This window comes from Longimicrobium sp. (assembly GCF_048594345.1).
GTDB lineage: Bacteria > Gemmatimonadota > Gemmatimonadetes > Longimicrobiales > Longimicrobiaceae > Longimicrobium.
Genome location: NZ_JBMDXM010000189.1, coordinates 43,053 through 58,912, shown reverse-complemented (window position 1 = coordinate 58,912; position 15,860 = coordinate 43,053). Strand labels below are relative to the sequence as shown.

9 protein-coding genes and 1 tRNA gene are annotated in these 15,860 nt (G+C 71.1%); 3 read left to right on the top strand and 7 right to left on the bottom strand.

The annotated features are described in order from the left end of the window. Positions 1-294: 294 nt before the first annotated feature. The gene (locus ACOJUJ_RS20965; RefSeq protein WP_420128862.1) at positions 295-669 is read left to right on the top strand and encodes a response regulator; all 375 of its coding nucleotides are present in this window, start codon (positions 295-297) and stop codon (positions 667-669) included. Then, positions 666-1,148 carry a response regulator gene (locus ACOJUJ_RS20960; RefSeq protein ID WP_420128861.1) on the top strand — a complete coding sequence of 161 codons (483 nt, stop codon included), beginning with the start codon at positions 666-668 and terminating at the stop codon, positions 1,146-1,148. The genes ACOJUJ_RS20965 and ACOJUJ_RS20960 overlap by 4 nt, the downstream gene beginning before the upstream one ends. A 114-nt stretch (positions 1,149-1,262) precedes the next feature. Here the strand turns inward: ACOJUJ_RS20960 and ACOJUJ_RS20955 are convergent, their stop codons facing one another. From ACOJUJ_RS20955 to ACOJUJ_RS20925, 7 genes are all read right to left on the bottom strand, one after another. Next, complete coding sequence (locus ACOJUJ_RS20955; RefSeq protein ID WP_420128860.1) at positions 1,263-1,724, bottom strand: hypothetical protein; 462 nt, start codon at positions 1,722-1,724, stop codon at positions 1,263-1,265. Between the two features lie 1,059 nt (positions 1,725-2,783). Next, entirely contained in the window at positions 2,784-3,437 is a 654-nt protein-coding gene (locus tag ACOJUJ_RS20950) for a response regulator (RefSeq protein WP_420128859.1), read from the bottom strand. A gap of 205 nt (positions 3,438-3,642) precedes the next feature. Beyond that, positions 3,643-10,113 (bottom strand): PAS domain-containing protein, encoded by a 6,471-nt coding sequence (locus ACOJUJ_RS20945; RefSeq protein WP_420128858.1) that lies wholly within the window; start codon positions 10,111-10,113, stop codon positions 3,643-3,645. Positions 10,114-10,485: 372 nt separating this feature from the next. Then, positions 10,486-10,559 (bottom strand) — tRNA-Pro (locus ACOJUJ_RS20940). Positions 10,560-10,628: 69 nt separating this feature from the next. Next, positions 10,629-12,566 (bottom strand): M61 family metallopeptidase, encoded by a 1,938-nt coding sequence (locus tag ACOJUJ_RS20935; protein WP_420128857.1) that lies wholly within the window; start codon positions 12,564-12,566, stop codon positions 10,629-10,631. Positions 12,567-12,572: 6 nt separating this feature from the next. Then, positions 12,573-13,595 (bottom strand): proline dehydrogenase family protein, encoded by a 1,023-nt coding sequence (locus tag ACOJUJ_RS20930; RefSeq protein WP_420128856.1) that lies wholly within the window; start codon positions 13,593-13,595, stop codon positions 12,573-12,575. A gap of 47 nt (positions 13,596-13,642) precedes the next feature. Continuing rightward, positions 13,643-14,017, bottom strand: coding sequence for a hypothetical protein (locus ACOJUJ_RS20925; RefSeq protein WP_420128855.1), 375 nt, complete (start codon positions 14,015-14,017; stop codon positions 13,643-13,645). Between the two features lie 558 nt (positions 14,018-14,575). Between ACOJUJ_RS20925 and ACOJUJ_RS20920 the strand changes: the two genes are divergently transcribed. After that, the gene (locus ACOJUJ_RS20920; protein WP_420128854.1) at positions 14,576-15,601 is read left to right on the top strand and encodes a zinc-binding dehydrogenase; all 1,026 of its coding nucleotides are present in this window, start codon (positions 14,576-14,578) and stop codon (positions 15,599-15,601) included. The last annotated feature ends 259 nt before the right edge of the window (positions 15,602-15,860 follow it).

The following is a 15,860-nucleotide window of genomic DNA, read 5'->3' as shown; positions in this document are numbered from 1 at the left end:
AGTGAAGGCCCTGCATCGCAAGACGATGCTGGGCCTTCGCTTGTCCCCGTCGGGACGGCATCGAGAAGTGGTCGCCGCGCCGGGCGGACGGGGACCGCGTCGCGGGCCGTTCCCGACCACGCCCGTGCTCCCTGTCCGTGTGTCGGGGAGTTTCCCTACGCCTCCTCGTTCGTTCCCGATACCGCCGCGGCGCGCGCGAGGCCAACTTCAAGTCCCTGCCGTACAATGGGTTGTCACCAACCCCCCCCCACCATGTCGCACCGTACCCCTTCCCGCACGCACAGGATCTCGTAGATGCTCGGAAAGACCGTTCTGGTGGTCGATGACCACGCACCGACGCGGCTGGGGTACTCCGCGTTCCTGAGCGAATGCGGCTACCGTGTGCTCCAGGCCGGGCACGGGGGAGAAGCCATCGTCCAGAGCTGCCGCGAACTCCCCGACGTGGTGCTTCTGGACCTGGCGATGCCGGCGGTGAGCGGGATCGAGACGGCCGAATGGCTTCGCCGCTACGCGGGGCCGGCGCGCCCCCGCATCATCGTGGTGACCGGCTGCGCGGCGGGGGCCGACCGGGAACGGATGGGAGATCTGTGCGACGACATCCTCGAAAAGCCGTGCGATCCGCACACGGTGGAAGCCCGGATCAGACGGTTCGCGCAGGTCACCCCGTGACCGAACGCCGACGGCGGATCCTGCTGACGGACGACGACGAGGACAGCCTGCACATCTACCGAACCATCCTGGAGCACGGCGGCTTCGAGGTAATCGAGGCGCGCACCGGGGTCGAGGCGGTGGAACGTGCCCGGGCGCTGCTGCCGGACCTGATCCTGATGGACGCGGCCCTGCCGCTCATGGACGGCTGGCGCGCCACGCGTGTCCTCAAGGGCGCCGCGGACACCCGCCATATCCTCGTGATCGCGCTCACGGCGCACGTGCTGGGGGCCGACCGCGCCCATGCGCGGCAGGCTGGCTGTGACGGGTTTCTGGCCAAGCCGGCCAGCCCCAGAACCGTGCTGGCGGAGGTGTGCCGGTTCCTGGAACGCGCACCGGCACCGCCGGCGTGCGCCGCACGGACCCTGCCGCGGCCGGAGTTGGAAGCCGGGAAGCCCGCCGGGCAACAAGAATGTGTTCGAGTCGGGATTCAGCCGTGACGAGAGCGGGCGCATCCGGCGTATCGGCGGGATGAGCACGGCGCCACCGAGTAGAGGTGTCGGATGGCATCCCGCCATCTCGCTGGCGGCACGGGGGAGCCCCGGCGGACGGATTCAGAGCGCCGCGGCCGCCTCCATGGCGGGTGCCGGCCGGGGAGCATCGTCCCAGACCTCACCGAACTCCGGACTGGAGACGATCTCGATCAGCCCGTCAGCACGTTGGGCCCGACGTTCCGGACCGCGCACGATCCCCAGCAGCGCATCCACGCGGTCGGCCAGATCCTTGAGAATGGCGGCGGACGGGCCGGGAGGCGGGCTGGCGGGGACCAAGGGAGCGACCGCTGCGGGGGGGGCGCCGGGGTCATGCCCATCCACCCCGCCGGCCCCCGGGCCGATTTCGTCGCGCAGCCGGTCCCTGCGCTCCCGCAGCTCGCGCCGGCGTGCCGCAATCCACTCGCCGCGCGCGTGGATGGCCCGACCCCTGCGCTCCGCGCGTTCGAGCATGTCATCCAGCACCCAGCTGGACAGGTGCGCCACCCGCGGCGTGGCGGGATGATCATCGGCTTCTGCCGGCACGGCGGGACCTGGAACGGGTCGGGTGGGACCCCGGTGCGCTTGCATGGGTCCATGCTAGCGGGCCGGGCGCGGTTCCGGGAATCGGGAACAACCGAAGGATGTCAGGGATTTCCCCGACACTTTCCCTCATCCCGACTTCAGAACACCGCGCGTGCCGGCGTCCAAGGGCCGAGCCTGGGAGGATGTCGCCAATCCTCACCTGTTCCTACCAGGCCCCGCTGTCATCCTGAGGGAGCGCACGCCCGTAACTTGCTTTACCACACAAGTTTACGCGCGACCGAAGGATCTTTGTCGGGTCGTGCCAAGCCCAGCCCCCGGGAAGGGGCTCCCGGGCGTTGCCCGGAAAGAGGTTCCGCGCGAGGGGAGGGAGATTCTTCGGTCGCGCCACTGACTTCATGGCGTTCCCGAGGGTTCGACGCGGGCGCTTTCCTCAGACTCAGAATGACAGGTGCTTCCCCGGATTCCGAATGTGAGGCAGAGGTTTGCCAAAACCGCACCCGTTCTTCACGGGGCCCCACTGTCATCCTGAGGGAGCGCACGCCCGTAACTTGCTTTACTACAGAAACTTGCGCGCGACCGAAGGATCTTTGTCGGGTCGCGCGAGGCCCAGCCCCCGGGAAGGGGCTCCCGGGCGTTGCCCGGAAAGGGGCCCGCGCGAGGGAAGGAGATTCTTCGGTCGCGCCGCTGGATCCGTGGCGTTCCCGAGGGTTCGATGCGGGCGCTTCCCTCAGAATGACAGGTGTTTCCCGGATTCCGAATGTGAGGCAGAGTTTGCCAGCACCGCACCCGTTTTCTACGGGGGCCCACTGTCATCCGCTGTCATCCTGAGGGAGCGCACGCCCGCAACTCTCATAACCATAAAAGCTTGCGCGCGACCGAAGGATCTTTGTCGGGTCGCGCGAGGCCCAGCCCTGGGAAGGGGTTCCCGGGCGATGCCCGGAAAGGGGCCCGCGCGAGGGGAGGGAGATTCTTCGGTCCGCGCGACTGGCTCCAGGGCGTTCCCGAGAGGTCGACGCGGGCGCTCCCTCGGAATCACGGGTGGTTTCCCCGGATCACGTATCAGCCGTCGGAGAGCCAGCCTTGCTGCACGGCGTAGCGGACCATCTCGGTCCGGCTGCGGAGGCCCAGCTTGTCGGTGATCCGGGCCTTGTAGGTTTCCACCGTCTTGGTGCTGATGCCCAGCTTCGCGGCGATCTCCTTGTTGCTCTCCCCCCACGCAATGCAGCGCAGCACCTCTTCCTCGCGGTCGCTGAGCGCGTCTCGGGAACGCGTCCGGTCGGGCCCGAACGGCTTGGCGGTGCCGCGCAGCAGCGTTCCGGCCAGTACCGGGTCCACGTAGGTGCCCCCTCCACCCACCGTGCGGATGGCCCGCACCAGCTCGTCGGCCGCCGCGCGCTTGAGCACGTAGCCGGCCGCCCCCGCCTGCAGCAGGCGCGTCAGGTGCGCGCGGTCGTCGTGGGCCGTCAGCGCGATCACCCGCACGCCGGGAAGCTCGCGCGCGATGCGCTCGGTGGCCTCGGCGCCGTCCATGCCGGGCATGGACACGTCCATCACCACGATGTCGGGAGCCAGCTCGCGCGCCCGCGCCACCGCCTGCTGCCCGTCGCCGGCCTCGCCCACCACCTGCATCCCGGCCGCGGAGTCCACCAGCGTCCGCAGCCCCGCGCGAACGACCTCGTGATCGTCGGCCAGCACCACGCGCAGCACGCTCATCGTCCCTCCTCCCCGTTACCCGCGTGCCTCGCGAGAGGCGTCAGCAAGGAAGGGAACATCGCCGGATAGATGGTGGTGCGCTCGCGAACGCTGGTCATCGTAAACTCAGCCTGTTCTGTCTCGGATAGGGAAGCTGGCACAATCCTTCTCCTTGTCCCCGGGGTCAGGCCGGGATCGCATGGACGAACGCGGATGGCCCCGTCCGTCATGATTCCGTCGTCCCATCCCCATGCCCCTCCTCCTCGCCCTCCGCGGGCAGGGGGATGCGGACGTACAGGGTGGTGCCCGCGCCCTCGGCGCTTTCGATCTCCAGCTCCCCGCCCACCAGTGCCACGCGCTCGCGCATCCCCCGCAGCCCCAGCCGCCGCGACTTTTCCGGCGAGGCGAGCGTGGCCTCCACCTCGAAGCCGCGTCCGTCGTCTTCCAGAATGGCGCCCACCATCCCCTGCCGCCGTTCCAGCACCAGGCTGGCGCGCGTGGCGCCGGCGTGCTTGACCACGTTGTTCAGTCCCTCCTGCACCACGCGGTACAGCGTGGTTTCCACCTCGGCGGCGAAGCGCTCCCCGTCCAGCCCCACCGCGTGAAAGTCGCACTCGATGCCGTAGCGGTGGCTCCACTCCTCCAGGTGCGCCTGCAGCGCCAGCCGCAGCCCCAGGTTGTCCAGCGCCGGCGGCCGCAGCTGCACGGCCATGTGCTGCATCTCGCGGGCAATGCGGTCCGCCAGCCGCTCCAGGTCCTCGATGCGCGCCTGCTCCCCGTCCGCGGCGCGCGGCAGCGCCTTGAGGCCCAGCAGCAGCCCGGTAACCAGCTGCCCCAGCGAATCGTGCAGCTCGCGCGAGACGCGCCGGCGCTCATTCTCCCCGGCCGTGACCAGCTGCCGCAGCACCTGCCGCCGTGCCTGGTCGGCGCGGACCAGCTCGGCCGTGCGCGCTTCCACCCGCCGCTCCAGCGCCTCGTTCAGCTCCCGCAGCGCGGTTTCGGCGGTCTTTCGCGCCGTGATGTCGTCGAACAGCACCATCAGCCGGTCGCCGCCGCGCGGGTAGACCTGCACCTCGAACCAGCGGCCCAGCGACACCATCTCGTGCTCAAGCCGCTCCGGCGCGCCCGATCGCGCGGCCCGGTCGAACGCCTGGTGCCACCACGGCTCCAGCCCGGGAAACACCTCGCTCGCCAGGCGGCCTTTGGCCTGCGCCACGGGAATGCCGAAGATGCGCTCGAAGGCGAAGTTGAAGTTGAGGTACCGCTGGTCCACGGCGCGGCCCGCGGGGTCCCGCACCAGCTCCAGTTCGCAGTACCCCTGGCCCATCGTCTCAAAGAGCGTGCGGTACTTTCCTTCGCTCTCGCGCAGCGCCGCCTCGGCGGCCTTGCGCGCCGTCACGTCGACGGAGATGAAGAGGGCGGCCGTCACGCGCCCCGCCGCATCCCGCAGCGGCGTTCCGCGTGTGAGGAACGTGCGCCCGTGCGCGTCGTGCTCCGCCTCGAACGTTCCGCCGCCGAGCACCTGGCGGTAGCCCGGCGCGTAGTCCGCGGCCATCGCGGGGCCCAGCACCTCCTCGACGGTCCGCCCCACGAACTGCCCGGGGGTAAAGCCGGCGTCGCGCAGCGCCTCGCCCTCCGCCAGCCGGTAGCGCAGCTCGTGGTCGACGATGAACGCCGCCGACCTGGGGAGCGTGGCGACGAGCGCCATGGCGCGCGCCTCGCTCTCGCGCAGCGCCGTCTCGGCGCGGGCGCGTTCCATCGCGGTCCACGTGCGCTCGGTGGCTTCCTCGATGAGCGCGATCTCGCCCCGCGTCCAGCGCCGGGGGCGCGAAGAAACCGCGACCATGGACCAGAGCGGCGTGCCCTCGCCCTTCGGCAGTGTGGCCGCCACCATCGCGCGCATCCCCAGCCGCCCGCTGTTGCGCCGCTCCGCCTCGGACAGCCCCTGCCGCTTCAGCTCGTCCTCGACCACGAACGTCTGGTCGAAGACGGCCCGGAAGGCGGCGGGATAGTCGGACAGGATGAACACGTCCGGCAGAGGCGGCACCGTATCGTTGCCGCGCTGGTGCACCAGCCAGGCGCGGTCATCCTCCGGCCGGTAGGACACGATGTAGCTCCGGTCCAGCCGCATGTGCTCGATCAGCATCCGGATCGAGCGGTCCGCCACGGCGTCTTTGTCCGGTTCCACCCGCAGCGCATCGGAAAGCTCGAGCAGGAACGCCTGCCGTTCCTCGCTCTCCCGCAGCGCCGCCTCGGCGCGGGCGCGCTCCACCGCCGCCCACGTGCGCTCGGCCACCTCCGCGACAAGAGACACCTCTTCGGGGGTCCACGCGCGCGCGCTCTGCGCCTGCACGCCGAGCTCGGCCACAAAGCGGCCCGCCTTGACCAGCGGCACCACGACGGCCGCGCGTACCCCACCCGCCGCCCAGGCGGCCCGCGCCACCGGATCAAAGGTCGGGTCGGCATCGACGTCGGCGACGACCAGCACCTCGCCCCGGCGGCGGCTGGTGACCGCGTGCTCGCCGAACTGCGCGTACGCATAGCGCGCCGGAAACGGCTCCGGGGCCGGGCCGGCCGCTCCCCCTTCGCGCACGTACTGGCCGCGCAGGGTGCCCATCTCCGCCCCGGGCTCTCCCTCGACCTCGGCGTACGAGGCCCGGTCGGCGCCCAGGTGCTGGCCCAGCAGCCGCGCGGCCGCGCCCTGGATCGCGGCGGCGTCGTCAAGCGGTCGCAGCGCATCGCCCAGGCGGACCAGGAACGCCTGCCGCGCCTCGCTGGCGCGCAGCGCCACCTCGGCGCGCCTGCGCTCGGTGATGTCGGAGACCAGCACGGCGACGTACCGGCTGTCCTCGCCGCCCACGCGCGAAAAGTACACGCTGAACCAGCGGTCCACGCCGCGCAGGTAATTCTCCGCCCGCTCAGCCCTGCCGGTGCGGGCGACGCGTGTGTACGTCTCGATCCAGGACGATTGCAGCGCCGGCAGCAGCTCGCCGGCCGTCCGCCCGGCCACGTCCGCCGCTCCGATGTGCCGCGGAAACGCGCGGTTGGCCTCGCGGAACGCCAGGTCCACGACTTCGCCGCGCGCGTCGCGGACCAGCTCCATGATGCAGAAGCCCTCGTCCATGGCGTCGAACGCGGCGCTGTACTTGGCCTCGCTCTCGCGCAGCGCCAGCTCGGCCGCCTTGCGCGCCGTGATGTCGTCGTACAGGACGGAAAAGCGGTCGCCCGCGCCGGGGTACAGCGAGACCTCGTACCACTTGCCGAGCGCCGCGAGCTCCTGCTCCATGCGGACCGGTTCGCCGGTGCGGACGGTCCGCTCCGACGTTTCGAACCACCAGTCCTCCATCAGGGGCACGACCTCGCGCGCCGTCCGGCCGCGAGCCGCGGCGACGGGCACGCCGAGCAGCCGCTCGAACGCGGGATTGAGCTCCAGCAGACGGACGTCGACGACGCGTCCGCGGGCGTCGCGCACCAGCTCGTTCAGCGCGTAGCCCTGCGTCATCGTCTCGAACAGCGTGCGGTACCGTTCCTCACTCTCGCGCAGCGCCGCCTCGGCGCGGGCGCGCTCCACCTCCGACCAGCACCGCCCGGCGATGCCCTGGACCAGCTCGACCTCCGCCTCGGTCCAGCGGCGCGGGAGGCGCTGGTTGGCGGCCAGCGTGCAGCGCAGCCTTCCGCCCGCCACCACCGGCACGGCCAGGTCCGCGCCAACCTCGATCTGAACGTATCCCTCCTTCATCGGGGGCGGGATGCGTTCATCCGCCTGCGTGTCGTTCACTACCACCGGGCGGCCAGCCACGTGAAGCGAGGTGAACGGCTCCCAGGCATCGACCGGAAAGCGCCCCTCGATGACGGGCACGCCCGGTACGTGGACCGAGGCGCCGACCACGTACTCGCGCGCGGCCCAGTCGACCTCCGCCCAGTCCACGCGCTCCACGCCCAGCCTTTCGGCCACGAGCCGGCAGGCGGCCTGGGCCACGGCACGCGGGTCGGCCAGCCCGCGGACGGCGTCGGAAAAGCGGACCAGAAACACGTTCAGCTCTTCGGCGTGCCGCCGCAGGGCCTCGGTCCTGGACCACTCCACCGCCGCCCAGGTGCGGTCGGCGGTTTCCTCGATGAGCGCGACCTGGGCTGGCGTAAAGGCGCCGGGCCGGGAGCGGATCACGCTCAGCACGGCGACCAGGCCGCCCTGCTTGACCAGCGGCACCGAGACAAAGGCGCGCACGCCCAGCGCGGCATAGGCCGCGGCCTGTTCGGGCGGGATCGCGGGATCGGCCTGGATGTCCGCGACGGCGACGGTGTGGCCGGCCTCGAAGGCCGTGCGCTCGGCGGGGCGGAAGCTCGTGATCGGGTAGCGTCCCGCCATGCTCGCAAGCCCCGCGCGCCGGTGCTCCCGGGCCACCACGTACTCCTCGCCTTCCACTTCGGCGTAGTTGGTCCGGTCGGCGTCCACCACCTCGCCCAGAAGGCGGCAGGCGGCCGCCATCGCCGCGCGGGGGTCCGCGAGCGGCCGCAGCGCGTCACTGAGCTTCAGCAGAAAGGCCTGCCGCTCCTGGCTCTCGCGCAGCGCGGCCTCGGCGCGGGCACGCTCGATGGCGCTCCACGTCCGCTCGGCGACCTCTTCCAGCAGCACCCGCTCGCCGTCCGTCCAGTCGCGCGGCGTGGCCATGGTTGCCGCGAGCGCCCAGACCACGTGATTCTCCCCCTTGCGCAGCGGCGCCACGAGAAGCGCTCGCAGGTGCAGGCCTGCCAGCAGCTCCTTCTCGGACGGCGAAAAGCGCGGATCGCCGGGTGCGTCCCCGACGACCATGGGCTGCGTGGCGAGCTGCCGCATGGTCTCGCCGTAATCCGACAGCCGGACAACGCCTGACATCGGCGGAAGGTCCGGGCGACGATGCTCCGGGCCCACGGTGGAAGTGCCCTGCTGCTCGAACACCTCGCTGATCCAGCAGCGGTCCAGGCGCAGGTGCTCGGCCAGCCTCCGGACTGCCTGCTCCTTGACCGACGCCTCATCGGGCGCCGCCCGCAGTGCATCGGAGAGCGTGAGCAGAAACGCGTGGCGCGCCTGGCTCTCGCGCAGATCGGTCTCCGCGCGTTTTTGCTCGGTGATGTCGTTGAAGACGGTCGCCACGAAGCGCCCGTTGGCCCCGATGCGCGAGAAGTAGACGTCGAACCAGCGATCGACGTCCCGCTGGTGGTTCTGAACCCGTTCGGGCTCCCCCGTCTTGGCGACCCGCCGGTAGATGTCGAGCCAGTGGTCCTCGACGCCGGGGATGACCTGGAAGATGGAACGGCCGACGACGTCATGAACGCCGCCGTGGCGCTCGAAGGCGCGATTCACCTGGCGATAGATCATGTCGACGATCTCGCCCCCGTCGTCGTAGACCATCTCGCTGATGGCCAGCCCCTCGTCGATTGCGTCGAAGAGCGTGCGGTACTTGGCTTCGCTCTCCCGCAGCGCCGCCCGCGCCGCCTGCTGCGCCGTGACGTCCACGGCCACGATGAGCGCCGCCGTCACGTCCCCCGCGGAATCGCGCAGGGGCGTGCCGCGCGTTAGGAAGGTTCGCCCCCGCACGGCGTGCTCCGCCTCGAACGGTTGGCCGGCGAGCGCCCGGCGGTAGTTGGCCGCGTACTCCGCGGCGAAGCCGGGGCCAAGCACCTCTTCGGGCGTGCGCCCAACGAACTGCTCGCCCGAAAGGCCGGCATCCCGCAGCGCCTCGCCCTCGGCAAGCCGGTAGCGCATCGCGGGGTCCACGATGAACACGGCCGAGCCCGGCAGCACGGTGACAAGCGCCGAGGCGCGCGCCTCGCTCTCCCGCAGCGCCGCCTCGGCGTCCTTTCGTCCCGTGACGTCGCTCGCCGCGCCCACCCACTCGGCCACCTCACCCGCCTCGTCCAGCAGCGGCACCGCGCGCGAGAAGGTCCAGCCCAGCGTGCCGTCCGCGCGCAGCACACGGTGCTCCAGCTCGAAGACCGTCTTTTCGCGCACCGCCCGCTCGATGGCCGCCGTCACCCGCGCGCGGTCGTCCGGATGGATGTACCGCTCGAGCCAGGAGCCGCTGGGCTGCGCCGTGTCGGACAGGAACCCGCGCCCGTCCAGCTGGCGCATCTCGCTCCAGTCGGGGCTCATCCGGTAGATGACGTCGGCGCTGGCGGTGGCGAGCGCACGGTACCGGGTCTCGCTCGCACGCCGCGCCGCCTCGGCCCGCTCCCGCTCCCGCGCCTCCAGCACGCGCGCGGTGGTCTCGGCCACCGTCACCAGCACTCCCGCCACGGCGCCCGCACCGTCGCGCAGCGGGCTGTACGACAGGGTGAACCAGGCGTCCTCCAGCGTCCCCGAACGGGTGATGGGGTACAGCGCATCCTGCAGCGACAGCGACTCGCCTGCCCACACACGGCGGTAGATGGACTCGTTGATGTGCCACACCTCCGGCCAGCACGCGCGCGTGGGCTGGCCCAACCCCGCGGGGTGCTTGCGCCCCATCAGCTCGCGGTACCCGTCGTTGTAGACCTGCACCAGCTCCGGACCCCAGAGCACGACGGCGGGGAACGGCAGGTCCAGCACCGTCTGCACGACGGTGCGCAGCGCGGGTGGCCACTCCCCCACGGGCCCCAGCGGCGTGCGCGACCAGTCCGTGGCGCGCACCAGCGCGCCCGTCTCACCGCCACCGGCCGGCCAGGTTCCAGCCTCGTCCATGGGGAATGTTCGGTTGCGGAGCGGGAAAAGCGCACCTCCCCCCATCCATCCGGAAGATCGCGAGTGGACAACCCGCGGGCATTTCGCGAGCCAGTGCGAACGCCGCGGCCGCCGGGGGGAGACTGTCACGGCTGCGGTACCGGCATGCCGGGGAGGAGCCGACGCTACAGCGCGATCCCGTCATTGCGTTCCACCCGCGGCACCCCTGCGATCCGGCTGCATACCGGCAACGGTGCGAAGAGCCCACGCCCTCCGCGGCCGGCACCACGCCGTTCCCAGCCGCCGGCTCCGTCCCATTCAGCCACTTCGGGAAGTGGAAAACGCGAAAAGGCCCTGCATCGCAAGACGATGCAGGGCCTTCGCTTATCCTAGTCGGGACGGCCGGATTTGAACCGGCGACCCCCTGAACCCCATTCAGGTGCGCTACCGGGCTGCGCCACGTCCCGAACCCCGGTCCTCGCCCGCGCCGTAGCGCGTTTGAAGAAGGGAGAACCTATACGTTTCCGGCGCGGGCGTCAACCCCGGGCCGGCACGGGCGCCGGAGAAGGCTCCCATCCCGGCGGCGGCGGCAGGCCGGGGTCCTGCACCGCCTCGTCCGGAACCACCGTCCGCAGCCACTGCGCCAGCACCGCCTGCTGCTGCTCCGTGGCGTCCGGCAAGGGGCGAAGCGCCCAGCGCTGGGGCAGCCCCACGTCCACCCGCAGCAGCAGCGTGATCAGTTCGTCGCGGCGAAAGACGGTGAGCTGCACCTCCGCGCCGGGCTTGAACTCCAGCAGCCGCGCGTTCAGCCACTCCGTGCCCGCGATGCGGAAGCCGTCCAGCGCCACCAGCTCGTCCCCCGCGTTCACGCCGGCGTGCCACCCCGCCATCCCCGTCAGCACGTTCACCACCACCAGCCGCGAGCCCTCGTTGCGCAGCGTAAGGCCGGTCTGCGACTCGCGGTTCGCCGGCAGGGGCGCGGGCATGCCGAACGGCGGCGGGGGGGGCGGACGCCACCCCGGCGGCGGTCCCTTCCGCCCCGCGGGTGGCGCGCCCTCCGCGGCCACGGGCGGCCGTGGCGGCGCACCCGTCGCCGGGCCGGCCATGTGGGCGGGGAGCAGCCTGAGACCCGCGGCGGCCAGCGCGGAATTGTAGTCCAGCTCGCCCGTGGAGCGCAGCGTGTGGTCGAAGAAGGCGCGCAGGGAGAATCCCGCGACCTCCTCCGCCACCGCCTCCACCGCGCCTTCGGGGAAGCCCTCGTCCCGCGCGCCGTAGCGCTCCCACAGCACGCGCAGCACGTCGTCCAGCGAGCGACGGTTCTCCGTGCCGCCGCGGAGGGTCAGGTCCAGCAGCATCGCCACCAGCGAGCCCTTAAGGTAGTACGAGATGGTGGCGTTGGGCGTATTGGCGTCCGGCCGGTAGAACTTGATCCAGGTGTCGAACGACGCGTCGGCCAGCGGCTGCACGGCGCGGCCGGGGAGCGTCTGAAAGCGCGAGATGCTCTCCGCCAGCTTTTCCAGGTAGCGCTGCTGGGTGATGAGCCCCGCGCGGCGCAGCAGGAGGTCCGTGTAGTAGGTGGTGATCCCCTCCACCACCCACAGGTCGCGCGTGTGGTTTTCGCGCGTGTAGTCAAACGGGCCCAGCGCCGCGGGGCGGATTCGCTTGCCGTTCCACGCGTGAAAGAGCTCGTGCGCGGCCAGCCCCAGAAAGCTTTCGTACGGCGTCCCCCGAAAGCTCCAGCGGTCCGCCTGCAGAGAGGTGCAGTTGCGGTGCTCCAGCCCGCCGCCGCCGCCGTTGGTCAGGTGGAGGATGAAGGTGTAGTGCGGGTACGGCAGCGTGCCGAAAATCTCCCGCTCCGCCAGCACGATGCGGGTGGTGTCCTGCGCCAGCTTGCGGGGATCGGGGTTGCCGCGGCCCCAGATGGCGTACTGGTGCGGCACGCCGTTCACCAGCCACTGCACCAGCTGGTGCGCGCCGATCTCCAGCGGCGAATCCACCAGCTCGTCGTAGTTGGCCGCGCGGTACCGCCCCTCGCCCGCCGCCTCCAGCGACGTCGTCACCCGCCACCCCTGCGGCGCGTGCACCTGCACCTCCGCCGCCTCGCCCTGGCGCCCGTCCACGTACATGAAGACGCTCGTGCCGATGACCGACGCGTGCGAGCCGTCCACGTGCGAGGTGCGCACCGTCAGCTCGTCGGCGTAGACCACCCAGCGCGCGCGCAGGGTGCCGTCGCCGGGGGCGCCGATCCGCCAGGTGGCCTTGTCGGTCTTTTGCCAGGGAACGGGGTTGCCCGCGCCGTCCATGGCCTCGAACTGCACCACGTTGCGGGCAAACTCGCGCATCAGGTACGAGCCCGGCGTCCACGCGGGCATGACCAGGGAGACGGCGTCGTGCACGCCGCCCACCTCCATGTCCACGGCCAGCAGGTGGGTGCGCGGGTCCGGCAGCAGGAGCCGGTAGAGGATGTCGGCCACGGGCGGCTACTTGCGGCGGCGCAGGAAGAGGGTGGCCACGATCCCCGCCACCACGCCCGCGCCCACCACCATCGCCGGCTTCTTCAGCCCGTCCGCCTTGGCTTCGCGGGCGATGCTCCCCGCCATGAAGACGATGTTCGCCGGCCGCTCGGCCAGGCGGCGCATCAGGTAGGGGTACCACGAGTCGCCGAAGGGAACGTAGACGCGCACGTTGTATCCCTCCTCGCGCAGGCGCGTCTGCAGGTCGCGGCGCACGCCGTACAGCATCTGGAACTCGAACGATTCCTTGGCGATCCCGCGCTCCCACACAAAGCGCCGCGCCGCGTCGATGATGGCTTCGTCGTGCGTGGCGATGGCGGGGTAGTTGCCGTTTTCCAGCAGCCGCTTCATCTGGTCCACGTAGGCGCGGTCGGTGTCGGCCTTGTCGGGATAGGCCACCGACTCCGGCTCCTGGTACGCGCCCTTCACCAGCCGCACGCGGGCGCCCAGCGCCAGCATCCGCTCCACGTCGTCGTCGGCGCGGCGCAGCATGGACTGCAGCACCGTGCCCACGTTCTGGTATCCATCCGCCCACAGCGCCTCGACCAGAGCCACGGTGCGCTCGGTGTAGGCGCTGCTCTCCATGTCCAGGCGTACGAAGATCTCGCCCTGCCCGTCGCCCAGCTCGCGGGCGCGGCCCAGCACGCGCTCGATGTTCTCGCGGCAGAACGCCTCGTCGATGTCCAGCCCCAGCTGCGTGGGCTTGATGGACAGGTTGGCGTCCAGCCCGTCGCGCACGATGGACTCGATGATCTGTACCGCCATGTCGGCGGCCTCCGTGGCTTCCTCGCGTGACTTGACGGACTCGCCCAGAAAATCCAGGGAAACCGTGAGCCCCTGGTCGTTGAGCTCGCGGGCGGCGCGCAGGGCGTCGTCCAGCGTGTCGCCTGCCACAAAGCGCTGGGCGAAGCTGCGCGAGATGGGCGCGCGGGTAATGACCTTCTTGGCCGTGTTGCTCTCGCTCAGGCGGAGCAGGCTGGTCTTGAGCATACGTGCGGTCGCGTGTGTCGATGCGGTGTCGCGCGCGGCGGCGGGGGTCAGCCCTCGTCCGCCTGGGCGCGGCTGCGTGCGATGGTTTCTTCCAGCAGGGCGCGCACGTCCTGCAGGGGAAGCGCTTCCAGCAGGGCGCGGGCGCCTTCTTCGGTGGCCGCGGTCACCAGGTCGTCGGTGGACAGGTGGCCCATGATGGCGCTTCCCGTCTGCGCCCAGCGGATAAAGACCAGGTACCCGGCGTACGGCAGTGTGTCGTCGCCGGTGGCGTCGGTCTCGATGCCCACGGTGTACGGCTCGCCGTCGCCGGCCTCAAAGGCGGCGGCGCGGCCGTGGACGGCCATGTATCCGCCCAGCGTCGTCTCGTCCGCGCCGGGCGGGGCGACGGGGTTCAGCCGGTCTTCGGCGCTGGCGTACTTCATGGGCGGCCAAAGTACGCATGGGGGATGCCGGGCGATAGAGCGGGGGGCACGGGCGGAGGATTCATCGCGCTCCAGACCGCGCAGCGCGAGGGGCGCGCCCCCTCCGGGCTCGTAAACCTCGCCACCTCCCCCCAAAAAACCTGGGGGGGGTTGGGGGGGGGGCGGAGATCCCGGCGGTGCGAAGGGAATCACACTGGCGCCCGACGCGGTGCCCCTCCCCCGGCCCCTCCCCGTTCGTTCCTCACGGAGAGGGGAGAAGTCGATCCCGCTTCGACAAGGTGCGTTGCACCTCCCTCCCCCGCGCAGTTTGCGGGGGAGGGCCGGGGAGGGGGGCGGCCCACCATCCCGCACCATCCTCTCCCGAAGACGCTCCCTCCCCAGCCTCACACCCAACCTCCCCCGGCAGTTTCGGGGGAGGTGGGCCGGTGGTGCCGGCCCGGAGGGGGCGCCGCGGTTCGCGCGGGCGCCGCCGTTGCCCCGCATCCAGCGGACATCTACGTTCGTCGGCCGTCACCCCTTCACCCCTTCACCCGTTCACCCCCTCACCCGTTCACCTCAATGCGCGCGGCCATCTTTCACGAGCACGGCGGCCCCGAGGTCGTCCGCATCGAGCAGGTCCCGCGGCCCGACCCGGGCGACGGGCAGGTGCTGGTGCAGGTGCGCGCCTCGGCCATGAACCACCTGGACCTGTGGGTGCGCCGCGGGATCCCCATCGAGACCACCATGCCGCACATCGGCGGCTCCGACATCGCGGGCGTGATCGCGGAGGTGGGCGCGGGAGTGGATGAGGCGCGGGTGGGCGAGCGCGTCGTCATCAACCCCTCCCTGTGGTGCGGCCGCTGCTGGGCGTGCGCGCGCGGCGAGGAATCGATGTGCCAGCGCTTCCGCATCCTGGGCGAGCACACGGACGGCGGCTTTGCGGAGTTCGTAGTGGCCGACGCGGACCACGTCTATCGCATCCCCGACGAGATGCCTTTCGAGGAGGCCGCGGCGATCCCCATCTCGTACATGACGGCGTGGCGCGCGCTGGTCACCCGCGCCGTGCTCAAGCCTGGCGAGGACGTGCTGGTGATCGGCGCGTCGGGCGGCACGGCGCTGGCCGCGGTGCAGATCGGCCGGCTGATGGGGGCCCGCGTGTTCGCCGTTACCAAAGGCGCGGAGAAGGTGCAGCGGCTGCGCGAGCTGGGCGCGGACGTCGTCTACGACCGTGGGGAGACGGACTGGTCGAAAGCGGTCTACAAGGACACCGGCAAGCGCGGCGTGGACGTGGTGGTGGAGAACGTGGGCGGCCCCACCTGGGCGGGAAGCGTGCGCGCGCTGGCGAACGGCGGGCGGCTGGTGACGTACGGCGGCACGGCGGGGCCCAAGGTGGAACTGGACCTGCGCGGCGTGTTCTGGCGGCAGATCCAGGTGATCGGGACCACCATGGCATCCCGCGGCGAGTTCGAGGACTTGCTGCGCGTCATCTTCTCCGGCCGCCTGAAGCCCGTGATCGATTCCGTTCTCCCGCTGGACGAGGCGCGCCTGGCGCACGAGCGGCTGGAGGCGGGCGGGCAGTTCGGGAAGATAGTGCTGGTGCCGTAGGGTGTGATGGTGTGATGGTGTGATGGTGTGATGGTGTGATGGTGTGATGGTGTGATGGTGTGATGGTGTAATGGTGTGATGGTGTGATGGTGTGATGGTGTGATGGTAGGGGAGAGGGCTCGGCGCTTTGGCACACATCGAACTGCGTCCGCGGGCGGCCCCCTCTCCCCGCCTCTCCCCCAACTTCGGGGGAGAGGTGACGCGCACCCGAATGCTTTTCGCGCCGCGGAAGCCATGATGTGAAGCGAGCCTCCCGAAC

What these genes read in the sequence shown, in the direction of transcription:
- ACOJUJ_RS20920 (WP_420128854.1), top strand. Translation starts at nt 14,576, where the DNA reads ATGCGCGCGGCCATCTTTCACGAGCACGGCGGCCCCGAGGTCGTCCGC.
- ACOJUJ_RS20950 (WP_420128859.1), bottom strand. Translation starts at nt 3,437, where the DNA reads ATGAGCGTGCTGCGCGTGGTGCTGGCCGACGATCACGAGGTCGTTCGC.
- ACOJUJ_RS20945 (WP_420128858.1), bottom strand. Translation starts at nt 10,113, where the DNA reads ATGGACGAGGCTGGAACCTGGCCGGCCGGTGGCGGTGAGACGGGCGCG.
- ACOJUJ_RS20930 (WP_420128856.1), bottom strand. Translation starts at nt 13,595, where the DNA reads ATGCTCAAGACCAGCCTGCTCCGCCTGAGCGAGAGCAACACGGCCAAG.
- ACOJUJ_RS20925 (WP_420128855.1), bottom strand. Translation starts at nt 14,017, where the DNA reads ATGAAGTACGCCAGCGCCGAAGACCGGCTGAACCCCGTCGCCCCGCCC.
- ACOJUJ_RS20965 (WP_420128862.1), top strand. Translation starts at nt 295, where the DNA reads ATGCTCGGAAAGACCGTTCTGGTGGTCGATGACCACGCACCGACGCGG.